At 71.9% G+C, this 25,408-nt stretch carries 21 protein-coding genes; 12 read left to right on the top strand and 9 right to left on the bottom strand.

Annotation, left to right across the window (positions count from 1 at the left end):
* Positions 1-125 precede the first annotated feature (125 nt).
* The 3 genes from ACVHNB_RS28665 (at position 126) to adhE (ending at position 5,267) form a co-directional block, all read left to right on the top strand.
* Positions 126-980, top strand: a complete 855-nt coding sequence (locus tag ACVHNB_RS28665; protein WP_428955651.1) for a slipin family protein — start codon at positions 126-128, stop codon at positions 978-980.
* 337 nt (positions 981-1,317) lie between these two features.
* The gene (locus tag ACVHNB_RS28660) at positions 1,318-2,400 is read left to right on the top strand and encodes a S1 family peptidase (protein ID WP_428955652.1); all 1,083 of its coding nucleotides are present in this window, start codon (positions 1,318-1,320) and stop codon (positions 2,398-2,400) included.
* Between the two features lie 251 nt (positions 2,401-2,651).
* The gene (gene adhE, locus ACVHNB_RS28655) at positions 2,652-5,267 is read left to right on the top strand and encodes a bifunctional acetaldehyde-CoA/alcohol dehydrogenase (protein ID WP_428955653.1); all 2,616 of its coding nucleotides are present in this window, start codon (positions 2,652-2,654) and stop codon (positions 5,265-5,267) included.
* Here adhE and ACVHNB_RS28650 read toward each other — a convergent pair whose 3' ends face one another.
* The 3 genes from ACVHNB_RS28650 to ACVHNB_RS28640 all read right to left on the bottom strand — a co-directional run bounded on the left by ACVHNB_RS28650 (position 5,268) and on the right by ACVHNB_RS28640 (position 8,175).
* Positions 5,268-6,419 carry an AAA family ATPase gene (locus ACVHNB_RS28650; protein ID WP_456226227.1) on the bottom strand — a complete coding sequence of 384 codons (1,152 nt, stop codon included), beginning with the start codon at positions 6,417-6,419 and terminating at the stop codon, positions 5,268-5,270. It lies immediately after the preceding gene.
* Complete coding sequence (locus tag ACVHNB_RS28645; protein ID WP_428955655.1) at positions 6,416-7,069, bottom strand: acetate uptake transporter; 654 nt, start codon at positions 7,067-7,069, stop codon at positions 6,416-6,418. The genes ACVHNB_RS28650 and ACVHNB_RS28645 overlap by 4 nt, the downstream gene beginning before the upstream one ends.
* Positions 7,070-7,152: 83 nt before the next feature.
* Positions 7,153-8,175: a DUF3533 domain-containing protein gene (locus ACVHNB_RS28640; RefSeq protein ID WP_428955656.1), complete on the bottom strand. Its 1,023-nt coding sequence runs from the start codon at positions 8,173-8,175 to the stop codon at positions 7,153-7,155.
* A 152-nt stretch (positions 8,176-8,327) separates the two neighbouring features.
* On the opposite strand from ACVHNB_RS28640, the gene ACVHNB_RS28635 reads away from it, so the two are divergent.
* The 3 genes from ACVHNB_RS28635 to ACVHNB_RS28625 all read left to right on the top strand — a co-directional run bounded on the left by ACVHNB_RS28635 (position 8,328) and on the right by ACVHNB_RS28625 (position 13,850).
* Positions 8,328-11,759 (top strand): DNA polymerase III subunit alpha, encoded by a 3,432-nt coding sequence (locus ACVHNB_RS28635; protein ID WP_428957713.1) that lies wholly within the window; start codon positions 8,328-8,330, stop codon positions 11,757-11,759.
* A 5-nt stretch (positions 11,760-11,764) separates the two neighbouring features.
* Positions 11,765-12,751, top strand: coding sequence for a DNA polymerase Y family protein (locus ACVHNB_RS28630; protein WP_428955657.1), 987 nt, complete (start codon positions 11,765-11,767; stop codon positions 12,749-12,751).
* Positions 12,752-12,986: 235 nt separating this feature from the next.
* Entirely contained in the window at positions 12,987-13,850 is an 864-nt protein-coding gene (locus ACVHNB_RS28625; RefSeq protein ID WP_428955658.1) for an esterase/lipase family protein, read from the top strand.
* Between the two features lie 75 nt (positions 13,851-13,925).
* Here ACVHNB_RS28625 and ACVHNB_RS28620 read toward each other — a convergent pair whose 3' ends face one another.
* From ACVHNB_RS28620 to ACVHNB_RS28610, 3 genes are all read right to left on the bottom strand, one after another.
* Positions 13,926-14,930, bottom strand: coding sequence for a lytic polysaccharide monooxygenase auxiliary activity family 9 protein (locus tag ACVHNB_RS28620; protein WP_428955659.1), 1,005 nt, complete (start codon positions 14,928-14,930; stop codon positions 13,926-13,928).
* Positions 14,931-15,095: 165 nt separating this feature from the next.
* Positions 15,096-16,469 carry an FG-GAP and VCBS repeat-containing protein gene (locus ACVHNB_RS28615; protein WP_456226226.1) on the bottom strand — a complete coding sequence of 458 codons (1,374 nt, stop codon included), beginning with the start codon at positions 16,467-16,469 and terminating at the stop codon, positions 15,096-15,098.
* A gap of 135 nt (positions 16,470-16,604) precedes the next feature.
* Positions 16,605-17,294, bottom strand: a complete 690-nt coding sequence (locus ACVHNB_RS28610) for a response regulator (RefSeq protein WP_428955661.1) — start codon at positions 17,292-17,294, stop codon at positions 16,605-16,607.
* A gap of 139 nt (positions 17,295-17,433) precedes the next feature.
* Here ACVHNB_RS28610 and ACVHNB_RS28605 point away from each other — a divergent pair, with 139 nt between their 5' ends.
* The 5 genes from ACVHNB_RS28605 (at position 17,434) to cimA (ending at position 22,991) form a co-directional block, all read left to right on the top strand.
* Positions 17,434-18,417 (top strand): Bug family tripartite tricarboxylate transporter substrate binding protein, encoded by a 984-nt coding sequence (locus ACVHNB_RS28605; RefSeq protein WP_456226225.1) that lies wholly within the window; start codon positions 17,434-17,436, stop codon positions 18,415-18,417.
* Positions 18,414-18,944, top strand: coding sequence for a tripartite tricarboxylate transporter TctB family protein (locus ACVHNB_RS28600; RefSeq protein WP_428955663.1), 531 nt, complete (start codon positions 18,414-18,416; stop codon positions 18,942-18,944). Before ACVHNB_RS28605 ends, ACVHNB_RS28600 begins: the two co-directional genes overlap by 4 nt.
* A gap of 4 nt (positions 18,945-18,948) precedes the next feature.
* Positions 18,949-20,457, top strand: coding sequence for a tripartite tricarboxylate transporter permease (locus tag ACVHNB_RS28595; RefSeq protein WP_428955664.1), 1,509 nt, complete (start codon positions 18,949-18,951; stop codon positions 20,455-20,457).
* A gap of 123 nt (positions 20,458-20,580) precedes the next feature.
* Positions 20,581-21,243 carry a hypothetical protein gene (locus ACVHNB_RS28590; RefSeq protein ID WP_428955665.1) on the top strand — a complete coding sequence of 221 codons (663 nt, stop codon included), beginning with the start codon at positions 20,581-20,583 and terminating at the stop codon, positions 21,241-21,243.
* 104 nt (positions 21,244-21,347) lie between these two features.
* Positions 21,348-22,991 (top strand): citramalate synthase, encoded by a 1,644-nt coding sequence (gene cimA, locus ACVHNB_RS28585; protein ID WP_428955666.1) that lies wholly within the window; start codon positions 21,348-21,350, stop codon positions 22,989-22,991.
* Positions 22,992-23,091: 100 nt separating this feature from the next.
* Here the strand turns inward: cimA and ACVHNB_RS28580 are convergent, their stop codons facing one another.
* Positions 23,092-23,232: a hypothetical protein gene (locus ACVHNB_RS28580; protein WP_428955667.1), complete on the bottom strand. Its 141-nt coding sequence runs from the start codon at positions 23,230-23,232 to the stop codon at positions 23,092-23,094.
* 108 nt (positions 23,233-23,340) lie between these two features.
* Here ACVHNB_RS28580 and ACVHNB_RS28575 point away from each other — a divergent pair, with 108 nt between their 5' ends.
* Positions 23,341-23,943, top strand: a complete 603-nt coding sequence (locus tag ACVHNB_RS28575; protein ID WP_456226224.1) for a class I SAM-dependent methyltransferase — start codon at positions 23,341-23,343, stop codon at positions 23,941-23,943.
* A gap of 15 nt (positions 23,944-23,958) precedes the next feature.
* Here the strand turns inward: ACVHNB_RS28575 and ACVHNB_RS28570 are convergent, their stop codons facing one another.
* Positions 23,959-24,468: a DUF402 domain-containing protein gene (locus tag ACVHNB_RS28570; protein ID WP_456226223.1), complete on the bottom strand. Its 510-nt coding sequence runs from the start codon at positions 24,466-24,468 to the stop codon at positions 23,959-23,961.
* Entirely contained in the window at positions 24,446-25,381 is a 936-nt protein-coding gene (locus ACVHNB_RS28565) for a GNAT family N-acetyltransferase (RefSeq protein WP_428955670.1), read from the bottom strand. The genes ACVHNB_RS28570 and ACVHNB_RS28565 overlap by 23 nt, the downstream gene beginning before the upstream one ends.
* Between the last annotated feature and the right edge of the window lie 27 nt (positions 25,382-25,408).

The following is a 25,408-nucleotide window of genomic DNA, read 5'->3' as shown; positions in this document are numbered from 1 at the left end:
CCCGCCGGCCGATCCGTCCGGCGGGGGCTTCTCCCGTCACCCGGCTCTCCCGCCCCGGCCCCCGGCGGGGTTACGGTCGAAGCAGAGGCCGGTTGCGCCCACTTCGGACCCTGGGGGGCCGTGAGATGGTCGAGGAGCTCGTGGCCGCGGGAGTGGCCGTCGTCTGTGCCGGAGCGGTGTACGGGATGGCCGCGGCCAGAGTGGTCCGGCAGTACGAGCGCGGTGTGGTGTTCCGGCTCGGCAGACTCCGGCCGGCCGTGCGCGGGCCGGGGTTCACGATGATCGTGCCGCTGGTGGACCGGCTCCACAAGGTCAACATGCAGATCGTGACGATGCCGGTGCCCGCGCAGGACGGCATCACGCGGGACAACGTCACCGTGCGGGTGGACGCCGTCATCTACTTCAAGGTCGTCGACGCCGCCGAGGCCGTGGTGCAGGTGGAGGACTACCGGTTCGCCGTCTCGCAGATGGCGCAGACCTCGCTGCGGTCGATCATCGGCAAGAGCGACCTCGACGACCTGCTCTCCAACCGCGAGAAGCTCAACCAGGGCCTGGAGCTGATGATCGACAGTCCGGCCATCGGCTGGGGCGTGCAGATCGACCGCGTCGAGATCAAGGACGTGTCGCTGCCGGAGACCATGAAGCGGTCGATGGCCCGGCAGGCGGAGGCCGACCGGGAACGGCGGGCCCGCGTCATCAACGCAGACGCCGAACTGCAGGCGTCGAAGAAGCTCGCCGAGGCCGCCGGGGTCATGTCCGATCAGCCCGCCGCGCTGCAACTCCGGCTGCTCCAGACCGTGGTGGCGGTCGCCGCAGAGAAGAACTCGACGCTGGTGCTGCCCTTCCCGGTGGAGCTGCTGCGCTTCCTGGAGCGGGCCGCTCCCGGCGACGCGGGGCGCGCCGCCGAGGCGGCCGTCCAGCAGTTGACGGAGCTCGACCTGGACAAGGAGCCCCGGCCCGAGAAGAGAGACGCACCGTAGGAACACCCGCGTACGCCGGTGTCTCCCTCGTCCCGTGCCCCTGGACGGAGCCTGCGGCGGCGCAGTTCCGCGCCTTTGGCAAGGGGCGATTACCGGACAGGACTAGTCCTCACCCCCTGGAGGTTCCCCTGTGCACAGGGTGTTTGCAAAGGGGATCGACGTGCGGTGCAGCGGTGGCTGTCCGGCGGGCAGGGGCGCCCGGGGGTTGTCGTACGCGCGTCCTGAAGTCGACCTTGTGTGCCCCCTGTGACGCTCGGGATAGTGGGCGCGTCAGCCTCACGGATCCGGCCCACCCCCACATCGGGCCTGTTCCTAACCCCCCACAGGAGGACGTGAGTTGAAGCACCGACGCATACCCAAGCGGCGCGCCGCCGTGGTCGGAGCGGGAATCACCGCCCTGGTCGCCGCGGGCATCACCTTCCAGACTGCGAACGCCAGTACGGATACGCCGGATGTCGCGCCGCGGACCCTCTCCGTCGCGAAGGCCGGAAATCTCGCCTCGACCCTGACGAAGGACCTCGGCGCGGACTCGGCGGGCAGCTACTACGACGCCCGCGCCAAGCACCTCGTGGTCAACGTCCTGAACGCGGACGCCGCACAGGCGGTCGAGGCGGCCGGCGCGAAGGCCAGAGTCGTGGAGAACTCGCTCTCCGCGCTCAAGAGCGCCCGCACGACGCTGAAGAAGGATGCCACCATCCCCGGCACGTCCTGGGCCACCGACCCGGCCACCAACAAGGTGGTCGTCACCGCCGACCGTACGGTCAAGGGCGCGTCCTGGGACAAGCTGAGCAAGGTCGTCGACGGCCTCGGCGCCAAGGCCGAACTCAAGCGCACCCAGGGCGAGTTCAAGCCCTTCGTCGCGGGCGGCGACGCCATCAGCGGCGGCGGTGGCCGCTGCTCCCTCGGCTTCAACGTGGTCAAGGGCGGCGAGCCGTACTTCATCACGGCGGGACACTGCACCGAGGCGATCTCCACCTGGTCCGACTCCAGCGGCCAGGAGATCGGCACGAACGAGCAGTCCAGCTTCCCGGACAACGACTTCGGTCTCGTGAAGTACACCGCGGACGTCGCGCACCCGAGCGAGGTCAACCTCTACAACGGCTCCTCGCAGCAGATCACCAAGGCCGGTGACGCGACCGTCGGCCAGCAGGTGACCCGCTCCGGGTCCACCACCCAGGTCCACGACGGCACGGTGACCGGCCTGGACGCCACGGTCAACTACGGCAACGGCGACATCGTCAACGGTCTCATCCAGACCGACGTCTGCGCCGAGCCCGGTGACAGCGGCGGCTCGCTCTTCGCCGGCGACACGGCGCTCGGCCTCACCTCCGGCGGCAGCGGCGACTGCACGTCGGGCGGCGAGACGTTCTTCCAGCCGGTGCCGGAAGCGCTCTCCACGTTCGGCGCCGAAATCGGCTGATCCACGTCTGAGGGCACCCCGTATCCACGGGGTGCCCTTTTTCGCGGAAATTCTTGTGAAAGTTTTCACAAGCTCGCAAGGGGCTTTGGTCCCTGTGAATCGCCGCAGGTGGGGGAGGGTTCGAGAGGGCGTGCCGTGATCTTGAAGGGACCTTGTGCCTGCCTGGTCAGGCCCTTTTCGGCCCCACAGGCGAAGCGCTGAGGTGTGGAATTGAACCATCAGCGAAAAGGGCGCGAAAAAGGGAGCCTGCCGTGGAAACCGAGGGCAAGGTCGACGAACTGGTCGCAGCGGCGCGGGCGGCGCTCGCCCGGTTCGAGACGTTCGACCAGGAGCAGGTGGATCACATCGTCAAGAAGGCGTCGCTCGCGGCGCTCTCCCACCACGGGGACCTGGCGAAGGCCGCCGTCGAGGAGACCGGGCGCGGTCTGTTCGAGGACAAGGCGGTCAAGAACCTCTTCGCGTGCGAGCACGTCGTGAACTCGATGCGCGGCCTGAAGACGGCCGGTGTCGTCGCCCGCGACGAGATCAACGGCATCACCGAGATCGCCGAGCCGGTCGGCGTCATCTGCGCGATGACCCCCGTCACCAACCCCACCTCGACGACGATCTTCAAGGCGCTGATCGCCCTGAAGACCCGCAACCCGATCGTCTTCGCCTTCCACCCCAGCGCCCAGCAGTGCTCCGCCGAGGCCGCCCGCATCGTCCGTGACGCCGCGGTCGAGGCCGGAGCCCCGGAGAACTGCGTGCAGTGGATCGAGCAGCCCTCGATGGAGGCCACCGGCCTCCTCATGAACCACCCGGGCGTCTCCACCATCCTCGCCACCGGCGGCAACGCCATGGTCAAGGCCGCCTACTCCTGCGGCAAGCCCGCCCTCGGCGTCGGCGCGGGCAACGTCCCCGCCTACGTCGCCAAGGACGCCAAACTGCAGCGCGCCGTCCACGACATCGTCCTCTCCAAGGCCTTCGACAACGGCATGATCTGCGCCTCCGAACAGGCCGTGATCTTCGACCAGGAGATCTACGAGGACGGCATCGCCGAGCTGAAGCGGCTGAACGCCCACATCCTGACGGCCGCCGAGAAGACCAAGCTGGAGGAGTTCGTCTTCGGCACGACCGCCTACGGGACCGACTGCGCGGGCGCCAAGCTCAACGCGGCGGTCGTCGGCAGGTCGCCGGAGTGGATCGCCGAGCAGGCCGGCTTCGAAGTGCCCGCCGGCACCGCGGTCCTCGTCGCCGAGTGCGCCGAGGTCGGCCCCGGCGAGCCCCTCACCCGCGAGAAGCTCTCCCCGATCCTGGCCGCCCTGAAGGCGCGCGACACCGAGCACGGCCTCGAACTCGCCGCGCAGATGGTCGAGTTCAACGGGCTCGGGCACTCCGCCGCCATCCACACCGAGGACGAGGCCCTCGCCGAGGAGTTCGGCCGGCGCGTCAAGGCGGTCCGTGTCATCGTCAACTCGCCCTCCACCTTCGGCGGCATCGGCGACGTCTACAACGCCTTCCTCCCGTCGCTGACCCTGGGCTGCGGCTCCTACGGCCACAACTCGGTGTCCAACAACGTCTCGGCGGTCAACCTCCTCAACATCAAGCGGATCGGGCGGCGCAACACCAACATGCAGTGGTACAAGATCCCGCCGAAGATCTACTTCGAGCGCAACGCCATCAAGTACCTCGGCGAGATGGACGGCGTCAGCCGGGTCACGATCGTCACCGACAGGACCATGGGACGGATCGGCTTCGTCCAGAAGGTCACCGACATCCTCAACTCCCGCCAGGAGCCGGTCACTCTGCAGGTCATCGACACCGTCGAGCCCAACCCGGAGCTGGCCACCGTGCAGGCCGGTGCCGCCGCGATGCGGGACTTCCGCCCCGACACGATCGTCGCGCTCGGCGGCGGCTCCCCGATGGACGCCGCGAAGATCATGTGGCTGATGTACGAGCACCCGGAGATCGAGTTCGCGGACACCAAGGAGAAGTTCTTCGACATCCGCAAGCGGGCCTACACGTTCCCGCAGCTGGGCCAGAAGGCCAAGCTCGTCGCCGTCCCGACCACCTCGGGCACCGGCTCCGAGGTCACGCCGTTCGCCGTCATCTCCGACCCGGCCGCCGCCCAGAAGTACCCCCTCGCGGACTACGCGCTCACCCCGAACGTCGCCATCGTCGACCCGATGCTGCCGATGAACCTGCCGCCGACCGTCACCGCCGACTCCGGCTTCGACGCGTTGACCCACGCCACCGAGGCGTACGTCTCCGTCTACGCCAACGACTTCACCGACGGCCAGTGCCTCCAGGCCATCAAGCTCATCTTCGAGAACCTGGAAGCGTGCGTGACGGACGGCGCGAAGAACCCCGAGGCGCGCGAGAAGATGCACAACGCGTCGACCATCGCGGGCATGGCCTTCGCCAACGCCTTCCTCGGTCTGGTGCACGCCATGGCGCACACCCTGGGCAACACCTTCCACGTCGCCCACGGCCGCACCAACGCGCTGCTCCTGCCGCACGTCATCCGGCACAACGGCACCGTCTCCCACAAGGCCACCCCGTGGCCGAAGGCCGAGACCTACCGGGCGCCCGAGCGGCTCCAGGAGATCGCGAGGATGCTGGGCCTGCCGGCCGCGACCCCGGCCGAGGGCGTGGAGTCGTACGCCCGGGCCGTCGAGGAACTCCGCGACCGCTGCGGCATCCCGGCCTCCTTCCAGGCGGAGGGCGTCGAGGAGGCCGCGTTCATCGAGGCCCTGCCGCAGCAGGCCATGAACGCCTACGCCGACCAGTGCGCGCCCGCCAACCCGCGGATGCCGATGATCGACGACATGAAGCAGCTGATGCGGCAGGCGTACTACGGGAACCCGGAGGGTGCCCCGCAGGGCTGATCACCGCTTGGGCCAGTACCAGAGCGGTTCGTCCAGCAGTCCCTCACGCCCCGCCACCGTCGTCCGGCCGGACTCCTTGAGCAGTTCCACGGAGTTCAGGTCGACACGGTGGCGGGGCGCTTCGCGTGCTAGCGCGTCGGCCAGCGGCCGGGCGTGCGTGACCACGACGACCTGGGAGTCCTTGGCCGCTGCGAGGACCAAGTGGGCCAGCGGGGCGAGGAGTTCGGGATGCAGGCTGGTCTCCGGCTCGTTGAGGACCAGCAGCCCGGGCGGGCGCGGGGTGAGCAGCGCGGCCGCCCACAGCAGATAGCGCAGGGTGCCGTCGGAGAGCTCGGCCGGGCCCAGCGGACGCTTCAGGCCGCGCTGCGTGAGCTGGATCTCGAACCGGCCGCCCGTACCGTCCACGACCCGCACCCGGCTGCCGGGGAACGCGTCCGCGACGGCCTCGTCCAGCGCCTCGTCGTCGCCGGTCTCGCGGATCGTCTGGAGGGCGGCCGCCAGGTCCGCGCCGTCGGACGCGAGGACCGGGGTCCGGGTGCCGATGCGGGCGGCACGGGCCGGGGCGTCGGCGTCGGTGCGCACATGGTCGTAGAACCGCCAGGACCGGATCAGTTCCCGCAGCCGCAGCAGGTCGGGGGCCAGCTGCGGGTCGGCGATCTCACTGAGCATGCTGTCGTACGGGCGCAGGCCCTGCGTGCGGTGCCAGCCGCCGTCGGCGGTCCGGGTGCGTACGGCGGGGCCCGCGCGGTCGCAGAGCAGGGCGGCGGGGCGGAGCACCGGGCCCGCCCAGGTGCACTCGCGCTTGATCTCCGGGTCGAGCCGGAACATGGACTGCCCGCCGCCGGGCCGGGAGCCGCTGGACTGGGGCAGTCCGAAGTCGACCGCGTAGCCGAACTCGTCGCCCGCGAAACCGAGCCGGAGGCCGACCGGGCCCGCGTCGCGCTCGCCGGCCCACAGCACCGACGGCAGACCGCCCTCCTGCGCGAGCGCCGCGACCGCGCCGCCGCGTGCCGACGCGGCGAGCAGCCGCAGCGCCCGGTACAGGCTGGACTTCCCGGTGCCGTTGGCGCCGGTGATCACGTTCAGCCGGTCCAGCGGGACGATCAGCCGCCGCAGGGAGCGGTAGTTCTCGACGGCGAGAGTGGTGATCACGACTCGGTGGGGTCGGGCGGGGCCAGGAACCGGCCCATCGGCAGTACGGGCCGCCCCCACGTCGACGCCATGACCTGCCCGGCGAGCAGATACAGCGCCCCCAGCGTCGCGCCGAGCCCGAACCAGCCCGCGACCCGGTTCCAGCCGACCAGGCCCGTGAAGCCGTTGCAGGTCATCGCGACGAACACGACGAGCACACAGCTGAACGTCAGCAACAGCACCAGATGGATGCGCCAGCTCGCCAGCCACAGCACGAAGACGACGAACACCCAGGGCAGCGTGAACAGGCCCATCGCGTCGCCGCGCAGCGAGGGATCGAGGGAGGGGAGCACCCACAGCAGCATGAGCGCCTTCGCCATCCAGAACAGGCCGAAGCCGCCGAAGACCGTGGCGTGCCAGGTGTCGCCGCGCTGGGCCTGGAAGAGCCCGGCGAGCAGCTGCGCGAGGCCGCCGATGAAGAAGCCGACCACCGGGACGTCGGCGGCGGCCAGCTTCTCGGGGAAGATGCCCGCGTCGATTCCGGTGGCGATCATCGTGACGACGATGAAGCCGGTCAGCCCGAGCGGGCCGAGCTGGGCCTGCGCGGTCGGCTCCATGCGCTTGACGGAGACGGCCTGGGCCGCCGGTCCTGAGCGGTGCGGGAAGTTCAACGGGGGCGCCCTCTCGTCTGCCTGGTCTGTCCGGATGCGCGGGTGCGGGGTGTCGCTGGCCGGTCGCGCGGTTCCCCGCGCCCCTAGGGAGCCGTACTCACCCTGCGTCGTCTGTCGCGCAGGCCCGACACCAGCAGCGTCACCGCCACACCGACCACCGCCCACGCGGAGAGGACCAGCAGCGACTTCGTGACGTCGTTGCCCTGGAAGTACGCGATGGAGCGCGCCACCCAGGTGCCCGCGCCCGGCGGCAGCCAGGGCCCGATCGCCTGCCAGAACGGCGGCAGCATCGGCAGCGGGAACGCGCCGCCCGCGCTCGGGTTGCCCGCGACGACGATCAGCAGCACGGCCAGGCCGATGCCGACGATGCCGGTCAGCTCCTCCAGGGCGAGCGTGATCGCGCCGACCGCGAAGGTGACCAGCGCGCCGAGCCCGGCCAGCGCCCAGAAGGAGCCGGGCAGCGCGCCCAGGATCGAGTCGCCGATGATGAGCGAGCCGCCGATGCCGCCGACGATCGCGACGAGCGCCATGGCGCCGAGCCGGATCGCCGCGCGCTGCGGGCTCGCGGGCCTGGACCCGGCGCTGATCGACATGATCGAGGCGCACAGGTATCCGCCGACGCACCAGCCGACGACGAGATAGAACGCCGAGAGCCCGTCGAAGTCCTGCGCGGACGCGGGCGCCACGTCGACGGTCCGGACGGTCCGCTGCTCGGCGCCGTCGACCTTGGTGGCGAGCGTCTCCAGCGCGCTGGCCAGCACGGTGCCGCCGCCGGACGCGACGAGCAGGGTGTCCTTGGTGCCCCGCGGGTCGACGACCAGGGCGCCGTCGATCGTGCGGTCCATGATCTGCTGCCGCGCCGTCTTCTCGTCGGTGACCACCCGCGGGTCCAGCGGGGAGCCCGGCAGTTTCGACAGCTGCTGCTCGGTCTGCTGCGCGACCGCGGGCACCGGGGCGACGACGCCGAACGGCACGTCCTTCGGTTTCGGGTTGTGCAGCGCCCCCACGTACGAGGCGATGAACAGCAGCTGGAGGGCGAGCACGCCGATGACGAGGAGCGCGGCTCGGGGAGTGACGGCGTTCTTGAACTCGTCGGCGAACTTCATGCCCCCACGGTCCGGTGGCGGTCCCTGTCATGCAGTCGGGGTGGGCCGAACGGGTGCCCCTCGCTCACTGTCGTACACGCGTTCGAAAGTTGGTCTATGGTGGAGGTGGGGGAGGTGAGATCCGATTGGCTCGAGGTGTGCTGGAGGTGCGTGTGCCGGGCTTCACGCATCTGCACACCGTGTCCGGGTTCTCCGTGCGCTACGGCGCCACCCACCCGGAGCGGCTGGCCGAGCGCGCCGCCGAGCGGGGCATGGACGCCCTCGCCCTCACCGACCGGGACACCGTCGCCGGCAGCGTCCGGTTCGCCAAGGCGTGCGCCAAGCACGGGGTGCGCCCGCTGTTCGGCGCGGAGCTCGCGGTCGGCACGCCGGTCCTTCGACGGGACGGCGGCCGGCGCAGGCCACCGGTGCGCGGCGGCGCCTTCATCGACGAGTCGACCCCCCGGGTCACCTTCCTCGCCCGGGACGGGGCGCGCGGCTGGGCCGAACTCTGCCGCATGATCACCGCCGCGCACGCCGACGGCTCCCAGGACGTACGGCTGCCGTGGGAGGAGAACCACGGCGAGGGCCTCACCGTGCTGCTCGGGCCCGCCTCCGACGTGGGCCGCGCGCTCGCCGCCGGACGCCCCGACAAGGCGGCCGTGCTGCTCGCGCCCTGGCGCGAGATCCACGGCGACGCCCTGCGCCTCGAAGCCGTCCACCACGGCAGGAAGGGCACCGGGCCCGGCTCGCTGCGCCTCGCCGCCCGCACCGTGGGCTTCGCCGCCGAGCAGGGCGTGCGCCCCGTCCTGACCAACGACGTCCGGTACGCCGACCCGGGCGCGGGCCCCGTCGCCGACGTGCTGGACGCCGCGCGCCGCCTCGTGCCCGTCGACCCGACCAAGGAACTCGACAGCGGCGAACGCTGGCTGAAGGACACCGACGCCATGCTGCGCGAGGCCGAGCGGGTCGTGGAGGCGGCCGGGTTCCGCCGCGACACCGCCCACCGGCTGCTCGAACAGACCCGGGACACGGCCGCCGCCTGCCGCGTCGACCCCGAGGACGACCTGGGCATCGGCTCCGTGCGCTTCCCCGAACCGCACCTCGTCGGCGCCGGGCGGCGCACCGCGCAGCGCGTCCTCGCCTCGCGCGCGACGGCCGGCATGGTCCGCCTCGGCCACGCGGACGACCGTGCCCACTGGGAGCGGCTGCACCGCGAGCTGGACATCATCGCCCACTACGACTTCGCCTCCTACTTCCTGACGGTCGCTCAGGTCGTCGACGACGTGAAGGACATGGGCATCCGGGTCGCGGCCCGGGGATCCGGCGCCGGATCCCTCGTCAACTACCTGCTCGGCATCGCCAACGCCGACCCCGTCGAGCACGGCCTGCTCATGGAGCGCTTCCTGTCCAAGCGGCGCTCCGTCCTGCCCGACATCGACATCGACGTCGAGTCCGCGCGCCGCCTGGAGGTCTACCGCGCGATCCTCGACCGGTTCGGCGCCGAGCGCGTCGCCACCGTCGCGATGCCGGAGACCTACCGGGTGCGCCACGCGATACGCGACGTCGGCGCGGCCCTGTCCATGGACCCCGCCGACATCGACCGGATCGCCAAGGCGTTCCCGCACATCCGGGCGCGCGACGCCCGCTCGGCCATGGCGGAACTGCCCGAACTCAAGGAGATCGCCGGGGAGTTCGGTGACAAGACCCGCCTGTGGGACCTGGTCGAGGCGCTCGACGCGCTGCCGCGCGGCGTCGCCATGCATCCGTGCGGGGTACTGCTCTCCGACGCCTCGCTGCTCGCCCGCACCCCGGTCGTGCCGACCAGCGGCGAGGGCTTCCCCATGTCCCAGTTCGACAAGGAGGACGTGGAGGACCTCGGGCTGCTCAAACTGGACGTGCTCGGTGTGCGGATGCAGTCGGCGATGGCGCACGCCGCGGGCGAGATCGAGCGGGCGACCGGTACCTCCGTGGACCTCGACGCGGTACCGCCGGGCGACCCGGAGACGTACCGGCTCATCAAGTCCGCCGAGACGCTGGGCTGCTTCCAGATCGAGTCGCCGGGCCAGCGGGACCTGGTGGGGCGGCTGCAGCCCGCCACCTTCCACGACCTGGTCGTGGACATCTCGCTGTTCCGCCCCGGGCCCGTCGCCGCCGACATGGTGCGGCCCTTCATCGAGGCGCGGCACGGACGCGCGCCGATCCGCTACCCGCACCCGGACCTGGCGGACGCGCTGAAGGAGACCTACGGCGTCGTCGTCTTCCACGAACAGATCATCAAGATCGTCGACATCATGACGGGCTGCGGGCGCGACGAGGCCGACCGGGTGCGCAGAGGGCTCTCCGACCCCGAGTCGCAGGGGCGCATCCGGTTCTGGTTCGCACAGCACGCGACGGCGCGCGGCTACGACGCCGAGACCGTCGCGCGGACCTGGGAGATCGTCGAGGCGTTCGGCAGTTACGGCTTCTGCAAGGCGCACGCCGTGGCCTTCGCCGTCCCCACCTACCAGTCGGCGTGGCTGAAGGCCCATCACCCGGCGGCGTTCTATGCCGGGCTGCTCACGCACGATCCCGGGATGTACCCGAAACGGCTGCTGCTCGCCGACGCGCGGCGGCGGGGGGTACCGGTGCTCCCGCTGGACGTGAACCGGTCCGCGGTCGCCCACCGTATCGAACTGGTGTCTGATGACGAACGGGACGTATGGGGCGTACGGCTCGCCCTGTCCGATGTGTACGGGATCAGTGAGGCGGAGGCCGCCCGGATCGAGGCGGGGCAGCCGTACGCCTCGCTGCTCGACTTCTGGGAGCGGGCCCGGCCGAGCCGCCCGCTCGCCACCCGGCTCGCACAGGTCGGCGCGCTCGACGCGTTCGGCGCCAACCGCCGTGATCTGCAACTGCACCTGGCGGAGCTGCAGCGCTCCGGGCGGGGCGCGCGCGGCGCGCAGCTGCCCCTGGCCGGCGGGCGGCACACGGCCCCGGCCGGGCTGCCCGACCTCGGCGACACGGAACGGCTCAGCGCCGAGCTCGGGGTGCTCGGGATGGACGCGTCGCGGCATCTCATGGGCGACTACGAGCAGTTCCTGCGGGAGCTCGGGGTCGTGTCGGCGCGGCGGCTGCGGGAGGCCGAGCATGGCCGGACCGTGCTGGTGGCCGGGGCCAAGGCGGCCACGCAGACCCCGCCGATCCGGTCCGGGAAGCGGGTCGTCTTCACCACCCTCGACGACGGTACGGGCCTCGTCGACCTCGCGTTCTTCGACGAGGCGCACGCCGCCTGCGCGCACACCGTCTTCCACTCGTGGCTGCTGCTCGTGCGCGGCACCGTGCAGCGGCGCGGGCCGCGCAGCCTGAGCGTCGTGGGGGAAGCGGCATGGAATCTCGCGGAGTTGACGGAGGTGTACCGGGAGAAAGGGCTCGACGAGGTGGCGCGGCGGATGGCCGCGCCGGGACCGGAGGAGGACCCGGCGCCGGACGGCGCGGACGGGCGGCGGATCCGGTTGTCCACCGGTTACGAGATGCACCCGTGGGCCGACCTGAAACCGGCCGGCGACGGAGTGCCGGGCAGTCAGCGCAAGTTGTGGCATCGCAGTCCGGGAAGTGCGGGGTGAGTTCGGTGGAACATGAACGTGACGAGCTGGGCGGTGTGCTGTGCGTGCGGTTCCTGCTGCCGCCCGCCCACGAGGCGTACCTGGCACAACTGCTCTCCCTGCTCGGCGAGTTCAGCCCGGTCGTCGAGGCGCTGCCGCCGGACTCCGCGCTGGTCGACCTGCGCGGTGCCGTGCGCTACTTCGGCTGGGACGCGCGCCGGATCGCCTCGGTGATCCGGGTGCGGGCCGTCGCCCTGTACGGCGTGGAGTGCGTGATCGGGGCCGGACCCGGGCCGATGGTCGCGCGGATGGCGGCGCGCGGGGCCGCGACCGGCGTGACCGAAGTGGTGCGGGACGTACCGGAGTTCCTCGACGGACAGCCCGTCGGCGCGCTCCCCGGGGTCGGCGCCGCCACCGCGCGGACCCTGTGCGAGTACGGGCTCGACACGGTCGGCCGGCTCGCCGCCGCGCCGCTGTCCACCCTGCAGCGCCTCACCACGGCACGCGTCGGGCGCGAGCTGCACGACAAGGCGCGCGGCATCGACCGGGCCCGGGTCACCCCGAACGCGGCCGCGCGCTCACTCGCCGCCGAACGGTCCTTCGTGCGCGACGAGCTGGACCCGTTCCGGCACCGGCGCGCCCTGCTGGCCGTGGCCGACGAGCTGGGCGCCCGGATGCGCGACGAGGAGCAGGTGTGCCGCTCGCTCACCCTCACGGTGCGCTACGCCGACCGGTCCTCGACCGTACGCAGCCGGGTGCTCCCCGAGCCGACCGCCCACTCCGTCTCCCTGGCCGGGGCCGCGTACCGGATGTACGAGGCACTGGGACTGCAGCGGGCCAGGGTGCGGGGCGTCTCCCTGCGGGCGGAGGGGCTCGGGCCGGCCGAAGGGGCCGCCCGGCAGCTGACCTTCGACCCGGTGGACGAGCGGGCCCGGGTGCTGGAGGCGGTGGCCGACCGGGCCCGGGCGAAGTTCGGGGCCGGGGTCATCGTGCCGGCCTCGCTGGCCGCGTGAGCCCGCTCGCCGTGGGGCGCGGGCCAAGATCGCTTCTGCGGGTGGTGTGCGGCCGGGCGTTGGCGCCCGACGCGCCCATCCGGCCCCTCTGGTGACACCCCATCAGGACTGTCACCCGCAATCCGTGCTAGAAATTTTTACCGACGCGTAACTTCACGCCTCTACTACTCACGCGTAACTTGGCATGGGCACGGCAAGCTCCGTGCAACTCCCTTGAGCCGCGAGGAGATTCACGATGCTGCCCAGAAACAGATGGAGGCGGGCACTGCGCGCCGTGACCGTCGCCGCCGCCCTGTTCGCCGCCACCGCGACCCCCCTCACCGCAGCCCACGCCACGGCCGCCGCGCCGAGCAGCGGCTGGAACGACTACTCCTGCAAGCCGTCGGCCGCGCACCCGAGGCCCGTCGTCCTCGTCCACGGCACGTTCGGCAACTCCGTCGACAACTGGCTCGTCCTCGCGCCGTACCTGGTCAAGCGCGGGTACTGCGTCTTCTCTTTGGACTACGGACAGTTGCCCGGCGTCCCCCTCTTCAACGGGCTCGGTCCGATCGCCAAGTCCGCCGAGCAGCTGGACGCCTTCGTCGACAAGGTGCGCGGCGCCACCGGCGTCGCCAAGGTCGACCTCGTCGGGCACTCACAGGGCGGCATGATGCCGCGCTACTACCTGAAGTTCCTCGGCGGCGCCGCCGAGGTGAACGCCCTCGTCGGCATCGCGCCCGACAACCACGGCACCACCCTGAGCGGACTCACCAAACTCCTGCCCTACTTCCCGGGCATCGAGCCGCTGCTGACGCTCGCGACACCGTCCCTCGCCGACCAGATCGCCGGATCGGACTTCGTCAAGAAGCTCAACGCGGGCGGCGACACCGTGCCCGGCGTCCACTACACCGTCATCGCCACCAAGTACGACGAGGTCGTCACCCCCTACCGGACCCAGTTCCTCGACGGGCCCGACGTGCGCAACGTCGTCGTGCAGGACCTGTGCCCCGCCGACCTCTCCGAGCACGTGACCATCGGGACCGTCGACCTCGTCGCGTACCACGAGGTCGCCAACGCCCTCGACCCCGCGCACGCCACCCCGACCGACTGCTTCAACTGACATTCCCTCGGATGCAGTTGAGGACCGCCGCCTCCCGCAGGGCAGGGAGACGGCGGTCCGGTCGTGCGTGCGGGATCAGCGGCCGTGCCGGCCGCCCGTCACCGCGCGGCGCCGCACCGAGGCGAACAGGCCCGCCGCGCCGATCGCCAGCGCGGCCGCGCCGCCCATCGCGATGTACGGGGTGGTGGAGTCACCACCGGTCTCGGCGAGGTTCTCCGAAGCGTCCTGGCCCGCCAGCTCCTTGCTGCCGCCGCCGTTGACCTCGGGGGCGTTGGGGGTGCCGGCGTCCTGCGCCGCCGGGGCCGCCGACTCGTGGCCCTCGTGCGTCGCGGAGCCGTCGCCCATGTCCATGCCGCTGTGGTCGATCGTCGACTTGTCGGCGTCCTGCTCGATCTGCTCGTCGGACGGCGCCGACGCCGCCGGGGCCGCGCCCGCGGACGAGCTGCCGCCGTACGTCACGTCCGAGCAGGAGTAGAACGCCTCCGGGCTGTCCGAACGCTGCCAGACGCCGTAGATCAGCTGGCGGCCGGTGCGCTCGGGAAGCTTGCCGGAGAAGGTGTAGAAGCCGCCCTCGGCCGCCGGGTCGGTGCTCGTCGCCACCGGGTTCTGCAGGTCCAGGTCCGACCAGGCCAGCGGCTTCGACGCGTCGTAGCCCTGCTTCGTCATGTAGAGCTTGAAGGTGCCCTTGTGCGGGGCGGTCACCTTGTACTTGAAGGTGTACGAGCCCGCCGAGACCTTCGTGGCCGGCCAGTCGGCGCGGGCCAGGTCCATGCCCTTGAACTCGTCGGAGTTCGCCGAGCACAGCTTGCCGTCGGGGATGCGCTCCTCGGACTTGCCGCCGGCCTCGCCGTCCCGGATGCCGTTCCAGTCGTACAGGGCCTGCGAGCCGCCCGCCGCGACCGCCGCCTTGCACGCCGCCGACGTGGGGCTCTCGGCGCCCTCGGCGTAGCAGGCCGCGACCCGGCTGACCGGGTCGCCGAGCGTGCCGTGCGCCGCGGCGGGCGAGGCGGACAGGGCGGTCAGGGCGAGCGGGACGACGCCGGTGGCGGCGAGAGCGGCGACCTTGCGGCGTGCGGGCATGGGGGAACTCCTCGGTGGGACGACAGGGGTGGGGGGAAGCTCCGTTCCGTCAGGTGAACGGGCCCCGGTGACATGCAAGTTAGCCCGGGAAACAGCCCCGGTCGGCCCCTGTGGGCGTCCTGAGTCGATCTTTATGGCGCACTTAAGGCCGGGCTCAGGCTGTGATCAGAGAACGTGCTGCGCGCTGCCTCGGTCGAGGTCCTCGGACGTGAAATGCCGCTGGTACCGCATCCCCGTGTCGGTGCCCCGCAGTACCCAGAACGCGTCCGGGTCCCGTCCGTTCCGCCGCACGTAGCCCGAGGCGCTGAACACCACGTCCAGGTGCCCGTCGCCGTCGGTGTCGAGCAGCGGGCCCTCGACGGTGATGCGGTTGCGCGTCGGACCGCGGCCGGGGGAGGGCGTGTTGCTGCCCGGGACGCCCGGACTGTCGAGGGTCACCGCCCGGATATCCGCGGCCCGCGCCCCGAGCAGATCCGGGATCAGCCAGACCGCGCCGTTGTTGTCGTCGGCACCGGTCGCCGAGGTGACCAGATCCGCCCTGCCGTCGCCGGTCACATCGCCGAGGGCCGTGCCGCCCATGCCGCCGTAGTCGGGCGCGTCCCCGAGCCCCGGCGGGGAGCCGGTGCCCACGCCTCCCTTCCCGCCGGTCTCGGGTCCCGAGCGGGTGCTGAGCCAGTACCCCGCCCCCAACTTCCCCTCGTACGCACCGAAGTTCGCCGAGTACAGGTCGTCGATGCCGTCGCCGTCCACGTCCCCGGGCTGTCCCTCCAGGCCGATGTCCGGCTGCTCGCGGCGCTCGACGAGCCGGAGCCCGCGCGGGCCGCCGCGCAGATAGTGCGCGCCCCGGACGGAGACGTCGCCGTCGCCCTCCATCTCCGGGTCGGTCCAGACGAACCACAGGGCCAGATCGGTCGCCCCGTCGCCGTCGAAGTCGCCGGCGAGGAACCGGTCGGGGATCGAGTCCCGGGCGTGCCCGTCGGTCAGTTCCTGGCGGCGGGCCGGGGTGCCGTCCCGCCCGACGGGCCCGTACCAGACCGTGCCCTGCGGACCCTCGGCCCCGCCCGGGACGAACAGATCTGCGTTGCCGTCCCCGTCGAAGTCGCCGGTGGCCGCCGGGCTCCTGGACGCACCGGTGAGCGGCCGTGGGGCGCTCAGCCCGCGCGGCCCGCCCCACAGGACGGCCGGGCGGCTGATCTCCGGGGCCCGCACCAGATCGGTGAAGCCGTCGTGGTCCAGGTCGACGCGCAGCAGCCGCCGCTGTTCGCTCCACTTCGAGGGCGGCGTCGCGACGACCGTACGCAGCCGGGGATCCAGGCCGTCCGCCGACCCGTACACCACCACCAAGCGGTCGCCCGCCTCCACGGCGAAGTCGTCGTAGCCGTCGCCGTTCAGGTCCCCGGGCCGGGGATGCGCCGAAGGCGTTCCGGCCGGCGGCCGCTGGGCCCCGGACACCGGCCGCTCCCCGCCGCCACCGGCCGGCCGGTCGGCGACGCACACCGTCGCCACCAGCACGGCCGCCAGCGCCGCCGCGGCGCTCATGATCGTTCCTCGCACTCCAGCCCCCTCCGAGCCGACCTGCCCCAGGGGCCTGTCCGGCGGATCCGGCCGCGGGCGCGGGATCCGGCACAGAACAGCACGGGCCACCCGGACGCGACCTGAACCGCCGGCCGGCCCCTAGGCCACCCACCGGTAACGGCGCTCCGGCCGCCCCGTGCCCCCATAGCGGAGCGACACCCGCGCCCGCCCCGTCCCCGCGAAGAACTCCAGGTACCGCCGCGCGCTCACCCGGGACAGCGAGCCCGCCCGCTCGGCGCACTCCGCGGCCGACAGGCCCTCCGGGTGCGCGCGCAGGGTGCGCTCGACGAGATCCGCCGTGTGCGCGGCGAGGCCCTTCGGGAGTTCCCTGGAACCCGGCGGACGCGCACCGAAGATCTGGTCGACGTCCTCCTGCCGCGCCTCGTCGAGGTCGTCGAGGCGTGCCCGCAGCGCCGCCACGTGCCGCAACTGCTCCTGCAGCGCCGCCTGGTTGAACGGCTTGATCAGGTAGTGCAGCGCCCCGGCCCGCAGCGCGGCCCGCACGACCTCCGCGTCCCGCGCCGCCGTGATGAACAGCGCGTCCACCGGCGCACGCGAAGGATCCCGCTCCTCCGCCGACCGCAGCTCCCGCAGCACCTCGATCCCGTCCATGTCCGGCAGATACACATCGAGGAGCACCAGATCGGGACGTACCGCCTCGGCCGCGCGCAACGCCTCGGCGCCGCTGTGCGCCACCCCGGCCACCACGAATCCGTCAAGGCCGGACACGTACCGACTGTGCAGCTTGGCGACCATGAAGTCGTCGTCCACGACCAGCACTTTCGTCACTGGCGCAGGGTAGGGGCGCGACCACAAGGACCACAACGTTCCTTAAGCGCGGAAGAGAGACAGCTCGTTAACGCGTAGGCAACATGTGGGCCACCTCACAACCCCCTGACCCTCCGTATCTCGACAGGTGGTGGCACCCGTGCGCCTGCGCACACCCCTCGCCCTGCTCGGGGCCGCGCTGCTCGTCCTGGTGGGGCCGCCGCTGCTCACCACGGGCAGCGGCGCCGACACCGGCACCCAGATCCCCGGCCTGCGCCTCATGGTCCCCAACACGCCCGGCGGCGGTTACGACATCACGGCGCGCACCGCCGCGAAGAACGCCGAGGACGCCGGACTCACCCACACCATCGAGGTGTTCAACCTGCCCGGCGCCGGCGGCACCGTCGGCCTGACCCGGCTCGTCGGCGAACACGGCAACGGCAAGCTCGCGATGTCCATGGGGCTCGGCGTGGTCGGCGCCGCCCGCTCCAACCACGCCCCGACGACCCTCGCCGACACCACGCCCATCGCCCGCCTCACCGAGGAGGCGGACGTCGTCGTGGTCGCCAAGGACTCCCCGTACAAGGACATCGGGCAGCTCGTCGACGCCTGGAAGAAGAACCCCGGCAAGCTCCCGGTGGGCGGCGGCTCCTCGCCCGGCGGGCCCGACCACCTCGCCCCGATGCTGATGGCGCGCGCCGCCGGCATCGCGCCGAAGAAGGTCAACTACATCCCCTTCGACGGCGGCGGCGAACTCCTCGCCTCCATCCTCGGCAACAAGGTCGCCTTCGGCGTCTCCGGCGTCGGCGAGTACCTCGACCAGATCAAGAGCGGCGAACTGCGCCTCCTCGCCGTCACCGGCCCCGAGCGCGTCCCCGGCCTCGACGGCCCCACGCTCAAGGAGTCCGGCTACGACGTCGACTTCACCAACTGGCGCGGCATCGTCGCCCCGCCCGGCCTCTCCGGCACCCAGCGCGACAAACTCACCCACCTCGTAAGGAAGTTGCACGCCTCCGACGAATGGAAGCAGTCCCTGAAGAAGAACGGCTGGGACGACGCGTTCCTCGTCGGCGACGACTTCGGGACGTTCCTCGACGCCCAGGACAAGCGCGTGGTCTCCGTACTGAAGGAGCTGGGACTGTGACCCTCCCCGAAAACCGGGACCGCCCCACGACCCGGACGTCCTGGCTGCGCGAACACTCCGAACTCGGCGTCTGCGTCCTGCTGCTGGCGCTCGGCGCGCTCGTCCTCACCGACGCGCTCACCATGGACGTCGACCTGACCCAGCGCGGACCCGTCGGACCGAGAACCGTACCGATCGTGGTCGGCACCGGCCTGCTCGTCGTCGCGGTGCTCCTCGCCGTCGACGTGCTGCGCGGCGGCCGCGGCGAGGCCGAGGGCGGCGAGGACATCGACCTCTCCGAACCCGCCGACTGGCGCACCGTACTGCTGCTCGCCGGCGTCTTCCTCGCCACAGCCGTCCTCATCGAACCGCTCGGCTTCCCGGTCGCGGGCGCCCTGCTGTTCTGGGGCGCCGCGTACGCGCTCGGCAGCCGCCACCCGCGGCGCGACCCCCTGATCGCCGCGGGCCTGTCCCTGCTCACCTTCGTCGTCTTCAACAACCTGCTCGGCGTCCCGCTGCCGGGCGGCCCCCTGATGGGAGTGCTGTGACGCCATGAATGCCTTCAACTCCCTTCTGGACGGCTTCGGTACGGCCCTCACCCCGATCAACCTCCTGTGGGCCGCCGTCGGCGTCCTGCTCGGCACGGCCATCGGCGTGCTGCCCGGCATCGGCCCCGCCATGGCCGTCGCGCTGCTGCTCCCGGTGACGTACGGACTCGAACCCACCGGCGCGTTCATCATGTTCGCGGGCATCTACTACGGCGCCATGTTCGGCGGCTCGACGACCTCCATCCTGCTCAACACCCCGGGGGAGAGCGCCGCCGTCGTCGCCGCCATGGAAGGCAACCCGATGGCGAAGTCCGGGCGCGGGGCGCAGGCCCTCGCGGCCGCCGCCATCGGGCACTTCGCGGGCGGCATGATCGGCACGGTGCTGCTCGTCGCGCTCGCGCCCAAGGTGGCCTCGCTCGCCGTCGACATCGGCGCGCCCGACTACTTCGCCATCATGGTCCTCGCGTTCATCGCCGTGACGTCCGTCCTCGGCTCGTCCCGTGTGCGCGGCCTCGCCTCGCTCCTCATCGGCCTCACCATCGGCCTGGTCGGCCTCGACCAGATGACCGGCCAACAACGCCTCACCTTCGGCTCGTTGCAGCTCGCCGACGGCGTCGACGTCGTCATCGTCGCCGTCGGACTCTTCGCGATCGGCGAGGCCCTGTGGGTCGCCGCGCACCTGCGCCGCACCAGCGGCGAGGCCATCCCCGTCGGCCGCCCCTGGCTCGGCCGCTCCGACGTGAAGCGCACCTGGAAGTCCTGGCTGCGCGGCCCGCTCATCGGTTTCCCGTTCGGCGCGATCCCCGCGGGCGGCGCCGAGATCCCCACCTTCCTCTCCTACGTCACCGAGAAGCGCCTGTCGAAGCACAAGGACGAGTGGGGCAAGGGCGCCATCGAGGGCGTCGCGGGACCCGAGTCGGCGTCCTCGGCGTCGGCGGCCGGCACCCTCGTCTCCATGCTGACGCTCGGCCTGCCCACCACGGCCGTCGCCGCCGTCATGCTCGCCGCGTTCCAGCAGTACGGCATCCAGCCGGGCCCCCTCCTGTTCGAACGCGAACCGGAGCTGGTCTGGGGCCTGATCGCGTCCCTCTTCGTCGGCATGGTGCTGCTCCTGGCCCTGAACCTGCCGCTGGCCCCGGTCTGGGCGAAGCTCCTGCGCATCCCCCGCCCCTACCTCTACGCGGGCATCCTCTTCTTCGCGGCGGTCGGCGCGTACGCCGTCGGCGGCGAGGCCGTCGACCTCGTCATCCTGCTGATCATCGGCCTCATCGGCTTCGGCATGCGCCGCTACGGACTGCCCGTCCTGCCCGCCGTCATCGGCGTCATCCTCGGCCCGAACGCCGAACAACAACTGCGCCGCGCCCTCCAGATCAGCGACGGCAGCGTCGGCGGCCTCGTCGACACGCCCTTCTCCGTGACCGTGTACGCGGTCGTGCTCGTCATCGTGGCGTGGCCGCTGGTGAAGAAGCTGGTGGTGCGGGGCGGAAGGAGCGACGCGGACAGGACGGCGTGAGCGGCGCTGTACGCCGCGGCTCGAAATGGTGTGGATCGTCGGTTCTCGGCCGCAGCGCACCCGCCGCCGGTGTCGCTACGGTCGAAGACGGCAGCACGCCGTGGAAAGCCGCTGGAGGACGCAGTGTCACAGCAGGATCCGGGCGGTGAACCGCCGAACCCTCCGGACGCGGGGACACCTGATGACCATCCTGCGCCGTCCGACCCTTCGCATCGCCCCCTCTGGGTCGTCGTCACGGCCCTGATCGGCGCGGCGGCCACCGTCGCGGCGGCCCTTATCGCGGCGTTCTGGCAGAGCGGCGACGACCGTCCGGACCCTCCGGGCAAACAGACCTCCGAGCCGAAGGGGAAAGGGGGTGCCGATCAGGAGGCCAACGGAAACGCCAACGCGCCTCCTCCGTCCTCGTCGCCCACTCTCACGGCGGGAGCCTGGAGCGATCCCGTAACGGTGGGGCTGTACAGCAACAATTACGACGTGGACACCCTCTGGTCGCCCTATGCGCTCGATTTCAAGGACATTGAGGTCACGGGGCACAGGCTGTCCGGATCGTCCGACACGGCGCACCCGTCGCGGGTCAAGGGCATGGGACTCGATCCGCCGACACCCGGGCAATGCAAAGAGGGCCTCGGCGGGGAAGCGGGACCGGGAAGGGTGAATCTGCGCCCAGGGGAATACGTCTGCGTCAAGACGACAGAAGACGACTATGTGTTGCTGAAGGTGGAGAAAGACAGAAAGGACAATGGGGGATCCCTTTATGTGGACGTGGAAATGTCCCTCCTGAAATAGCCGCCGGACACGCTCCGCCGGTGCCGACAGGCACCGGTCAAGCGATTCTTGAGGACTCTGCCGGACCGTGGCGCCCCAGTGAGCTATCCAGGAGGGTCACGGTGATGGCAGTGCAAGGCGTGGAGCTCTACGACACCACTCTGCGAGACGGCACCCAGCAGGAGGGAATGGTGCTGACGGTGCAGGACAAGCTGGCCGTCGCGCGCCACCTGGATGCCTTCGGCGTCGGGTTCATCGAGGGCGGATGGCCGGGCGCGGTACCCAAGGACACCGAGTTCTTCCGCCGTGCCCGCACCGAACTCACCCTGGAAACAGCGGAGTTGGCCGCATTCGGGGCGACGCGACGCCCCGGCGGCGCGGCCGCCACGGACCCCCAGGTACAGGCCCTGCTCGCCTCGGGCGCGCCCGTGATCACCCTGGTCGCCAAGACGGATGTCCGGCACGTGGAACGGGCGCTGCGGACCTCGCTCGCCGAGAACCTGGCCATGATCTCCAGCACCGTGCGGCACCTCGTCCACGCGGGCCGGCGGGTGTTCGTCGACGCCGAGCACTACTTCGACGCCCACCGCGTGAACCGCGCCTACGCGCATGAATGCGTGCGCGCGGCGGCGGAGGCCGGCGCCGACGCCGTCGTGCTGTGCGACACCAACGGCGGCTCGCTGCCGGACCAGATCCACGCGGCCGTGGCCGACACACTGGAGCAGACCGGCGCCCGGCTCGGCATCCACTGCCACGACGACACCGGCTGCGCCGTCGCCAACACCCTCGCCGCCGTCGACGCGGGCGCGACCCATGTGCAGGGCACCGCCCACGGATACGGCGAACGGTGCGGCAACGCGAACCTGTTCACCGTCGCCGCCGACCTCGTGCTCAAGCGGGGCATCGAGGCCATGCCGGCCACGCGGCTCGCCGGGATGGCCGACACGGCTCGGGCGATCAGTGAGCTCACCGGCCACCCGGGCCGGCCGGCCGACCCCTACGTCGGGTCCTCCGCCTTCACCCACAAGGCGGGCCTGCACGCGTCGGCGCTCCGGGTGGACCCGGATCTGTACCAGCACATCGACCCGGCCGTCGTGGGCAACCGGATGCGCACCCTCGTCTCCGACATGGGCGGCCGCTCGTCCGTCGAACTGAAGGCCCGCGAGCTCGGCTACACGGTGGCGGCCGGTTCCGAGCCGGTGGCCCGCGCCTCGGCGCGCGTCAAGGAACTGGAGAACAAGGGCTACAGCTTCGAATCCGCCGACGCCTCCTTCGAACTGCTGCTGCGCGACGTGCTGTTCGGGGAGGCGGCCGCCGGACAGCCGTTCGCCGTCGACCACTGGCGCGTCACCGTCGAGCAGGGCTCCGCCGACGCCGCGACCGAGGCCCGCGTACGGCTGCGGATCCCCGGCGGCGAGCCGGTCGTGGCCGTGGGCGAGGGCAGCGGACCGGTCAACGCGCTGGACCGCGCGCTGCACCAGGCCCTCGACACGCTCTTCCCCGCACTGGCCGGGCTGGAACTCACCGACTACCAGGTGCGGATCCCCACCGGCGAGCGCGGCACCGCCGCCCCCGCCCGGGTCCTGGCCACCTTCTTCGACGGCCGGCGGCGCTGGCGCACCGTCGGCGTCGACGACAACCTCGTCACCGCCTCGTGGCACGCACTGCTGGACGCGTTCCGGTACACGCTGCGCGACAGCGCCGGGCCGGTGACGGAATCCGGGGCGGAGCAGCTCGCGGAGCCCGCGTTCACCTCGCCCGGCAGCTGATCCGTCCGCGGTACGGACACGAGGCCGCGGAGCGCCCGAGCGGCGCCCCGGCGACCGCATCCGCTACCGCGAGCGTCTGGCTCTCATGCGACCCGCCCGCCTACTCGTCCGGCCACCACGTCTTGCGCACGTCCTTACGGACCTCCGGGCGCTCCCGCACGCGCTCGGCGGCCGCCTCTTCCCGCAGCCGGCGCGTGACGGTGCTCGCTCCGGTGGGCTTGTGCATGGTCACTCGGCGCATCGTGCCTCCTGTACCTACACGGAATCCAACGTGGTGCCGTTGTAGACCTGTTCCCGGAGGGTCGCTCATCGAAGCGCAATTGTCAGTGGCGGTTGTCACGATGAGGGGATGACGTACTCACGGGCGAGCGCCGAATGGGATGCGGCGGCGGCCGCATTCGACGACGAACCCGACCACGGCATGCGGGACCCGGAGGTCCGTGCCGCCTGGGCCGCCCGCCTCGCGGACTGGCTGCCCGAGGCACCGGGCGAAGTGCTCGACCTGGGCTGCGGCACCGGCACGCTGTCGCTCCTCGCGGCCGAGCGCGGACACCGCGTGACCGGCGTGGACTTCGCGCCGAACATGCTGGAGCGGGCCCGCCGCAAGCTGGCCGGCCATGACGCCGCGTTCCTCCTCGGGGACGCGGCGTCACCGCCGGTGCCGACGGGCTCGTACGACGTGGTGCTCGCCCGGCACGTGCTGTGGGCCCTGCCGGACCCGGCGGCCGCCCTGCGCCACTGGGCGACGCTGCTGCGGCCCGGGGGACGGCTCGTACTGGTCGAGGGGGTGTGGGGGCGGCTGGACCCGACCGGGATCCCGGCGACCCGGCTGACCGGCCTGGTGCGGGACGTGGCCGGCGACGTACGGCACGAGGCGCTGTCGGCGGACGCGCGCCTGTGGGGCGCACCGGTGACGGACGAGCGGTACGCGGTCGTCGCCACCGTGCGCTGACCGGCCACGGTCCGCTCAGCGCAGCAGCGCAGTGAACTCCTCGCCCTGCGCGAGGAGTTCCAGCTCGTCCAGGGCCCGCGTCGCCGCGGCGGCGGCCGCCGGGTCCCGCTCGGCGAGGCCGCTGTCCGCGAACTCGTCCTCGTCCAGCCGGATCACCCGCGTGCCGTCGGCGGACACCCACAGGTCGAGATCCAGGTCCTCGCAGACGATGTCACCGCTGCCGTCGCGGACCGCGGGGCGGGTGATGTCGCAGTACCAGCCCTTCACCGTGCCGTCGCCCGCCCGCACCTCCTTGACCGCGTACCAGCGGTCGCGCCAGTAGTGCTCCGTGAACACATCGCCCGGCTCGAAGCGCACGAAGCCGAAGTCCCGTACGCCCTCGCCCGCCCAGGCGGCGCGCACGGCGATGTGCGTGCCGTCGTCCGACAACAGCTCCGCCGGATAACCGATCTTCGTGCGGCCCGCCTTGACGAGCGTCACCTTCACCGGCCCGGGAACCGGATCAGGAGTCGAGGGTGCGGACATGGCGAACCTCCGTCGCGTCGATCTCGTAGCCGAACCATCGGTTGATCGCGAGCATCGGCTCGTTGCCCGCGTCATTGCCCGTGTACGCCACCGCGCAGCCGGCCGCGCGAGCCCGGTGCAGCGAGTCGTTCTTGGCGAGCTTGGCCAGGCCCCGGCCGCGGAAGGCGCGGGCCGTGCCGGTCATCCCGGTCGCGTAGCGGCCCTCGCCGTCCGTACGGGCCAGCGTGAACGCGGCCGGGCGGCCGTCCACCACCGCCACCGTCGTCAGCCCGGGGCTGAACAGAGGATGGCGCCAGGTGTGCGTCAACCAGTCCTCGTAGTCGGCCGGTTCGGCCCCGAGGTCGCTCGGCTCGTCCGCCACCGTCTCCGCGTCCAGCGCGAACAGCGGGCGCGGGTCGGCCGCGAAGTCCGCCGCCGTACGCAACTCGACGCCCGGCGGCGCGGGTTGCAGGGGCGGCAGGGCGTCCGCCGTCAGATCGAGGCGGAGGAAGTGCGCCGAGCGGCTCCTGCGGTAACCGCGGGCCGCCGCCCACGCCAGGTTCCGCGGGCCGTCCAGGGACCAGCAGTACACCCGCGTCGCACCGTGCCGAGCGAGGTGCTCCTCCGCGGTCCGCAGCAACAGGCTGCCCGCGCCGCGGCCCTCGTGCCGCGGGTCCACGTACACGTTGGCGTAGCCCTGGCCCGGCTCCGGGCTGTCGTGCGCGACACCGACCTGCGCCGTCCCGATCGGCCCGCCGTCGTCGGCCACCGCCACCAGCTGAAGGTAGCGGGCGCCGGGGTGAGTGTGCGCCGCGTCGTGCGCGACGGAGGCGGGAGTGGCGAGCATGCACGGCAGACAGGCGCGGCGGATCCGGGCGAAGGCCCCGGTGTCCGCCGGGTCGTCGGGGCGCAGGGCGCGGACGATCACGGTCATGGCGTCGCACGCTACGCGCCGTCCCCG

This window comes from Streptomyces sp. YJ-C3 (assembly GCF_053891275.1).
The sequence above is the reverse complement of the archived record's forward strand: the minus strand, read 5'-3'. Positions and strand labels throughout refer to the sequence as shown.

Coding starts and splice junctions, on each gene's coding strand:
- ACVHNB_RS28625 (WP_428955658.1), top strand. CDS start 12,987: ATGCTGCCCAGAAACAGATGGAGGCGGGCACTGCGCGCCGTGACCGTC.
- ACVHNB_RS28575 (WP_456226224.1), top strand. CDS start 23,341: ATGACGTACTCACGGGCGAGCGCCGAATGGGATGCGGCGGCGGCCGCA.
- cimA (WP_428955666.1), top strand. CDS start 21,348: ATGGCAGTGCAAGGCGTGGAGCTCTACGACACCACTCTGCGAGACGGC.
- ACVHNB_RS28565 (WP_428955670.1), bottom strand. CDS start 25,381: ATGACCGTGATCGTCCGCGCCCTGCGCCCCGACGACCCGGCGGACACC.
- ACVHNB_RS28640 (WP_428955656.1), bottom strand. CDS start 8,175: ATGAAGTTCGCCGACGAGTTCAAGAACGCCGTCACTCCCCGAGCCGCG.
- ACVHNB_RS28615 (WP_456226226.1), bottom strand. CDS start 16,469: ATGAGCGCCGCGGCGGCGCTGGCGGCCGTGCTGGTGGCGACGGTGTGC.
- ACVHNB_RS28580 (WP_428955667.1), bottom strand. CDS start 23,232: ATGCGCCGAGTGACCATGCACAAGCCCACCGGAGCGAGCACCGTCACG.
- ACVHNB_RS28595 (WP_428955664.1), top strand. CDS start 18,949: ATGAATGCCTTCAACTCCCTTCTGGACGGCTTCGGTACGGCCCTCACC.
- ACVHNB_RS28665 (WP_428955651.1), top strand. CDS start 126: ATGGTCGAGGAGCTCGTGGCCGCGGGAGTGGCCGTCGTCTGTGCCGGA.
- ACVHNB_RS28570 (WP_456226223.1), bottom strand. CDS start 24,468: ATGTCCGCACCCTCGACTCCTGATCCGGTTCCCGGGCCGGTGAAGGTG.
- ACVHNB_RS28620 (WP_428955659.1), bottom strand. CDS start 14,930: ATGCCCGCACGCCGCAAGGTCGCCGCTCTCGCCGCCACCGGCGTCGTC.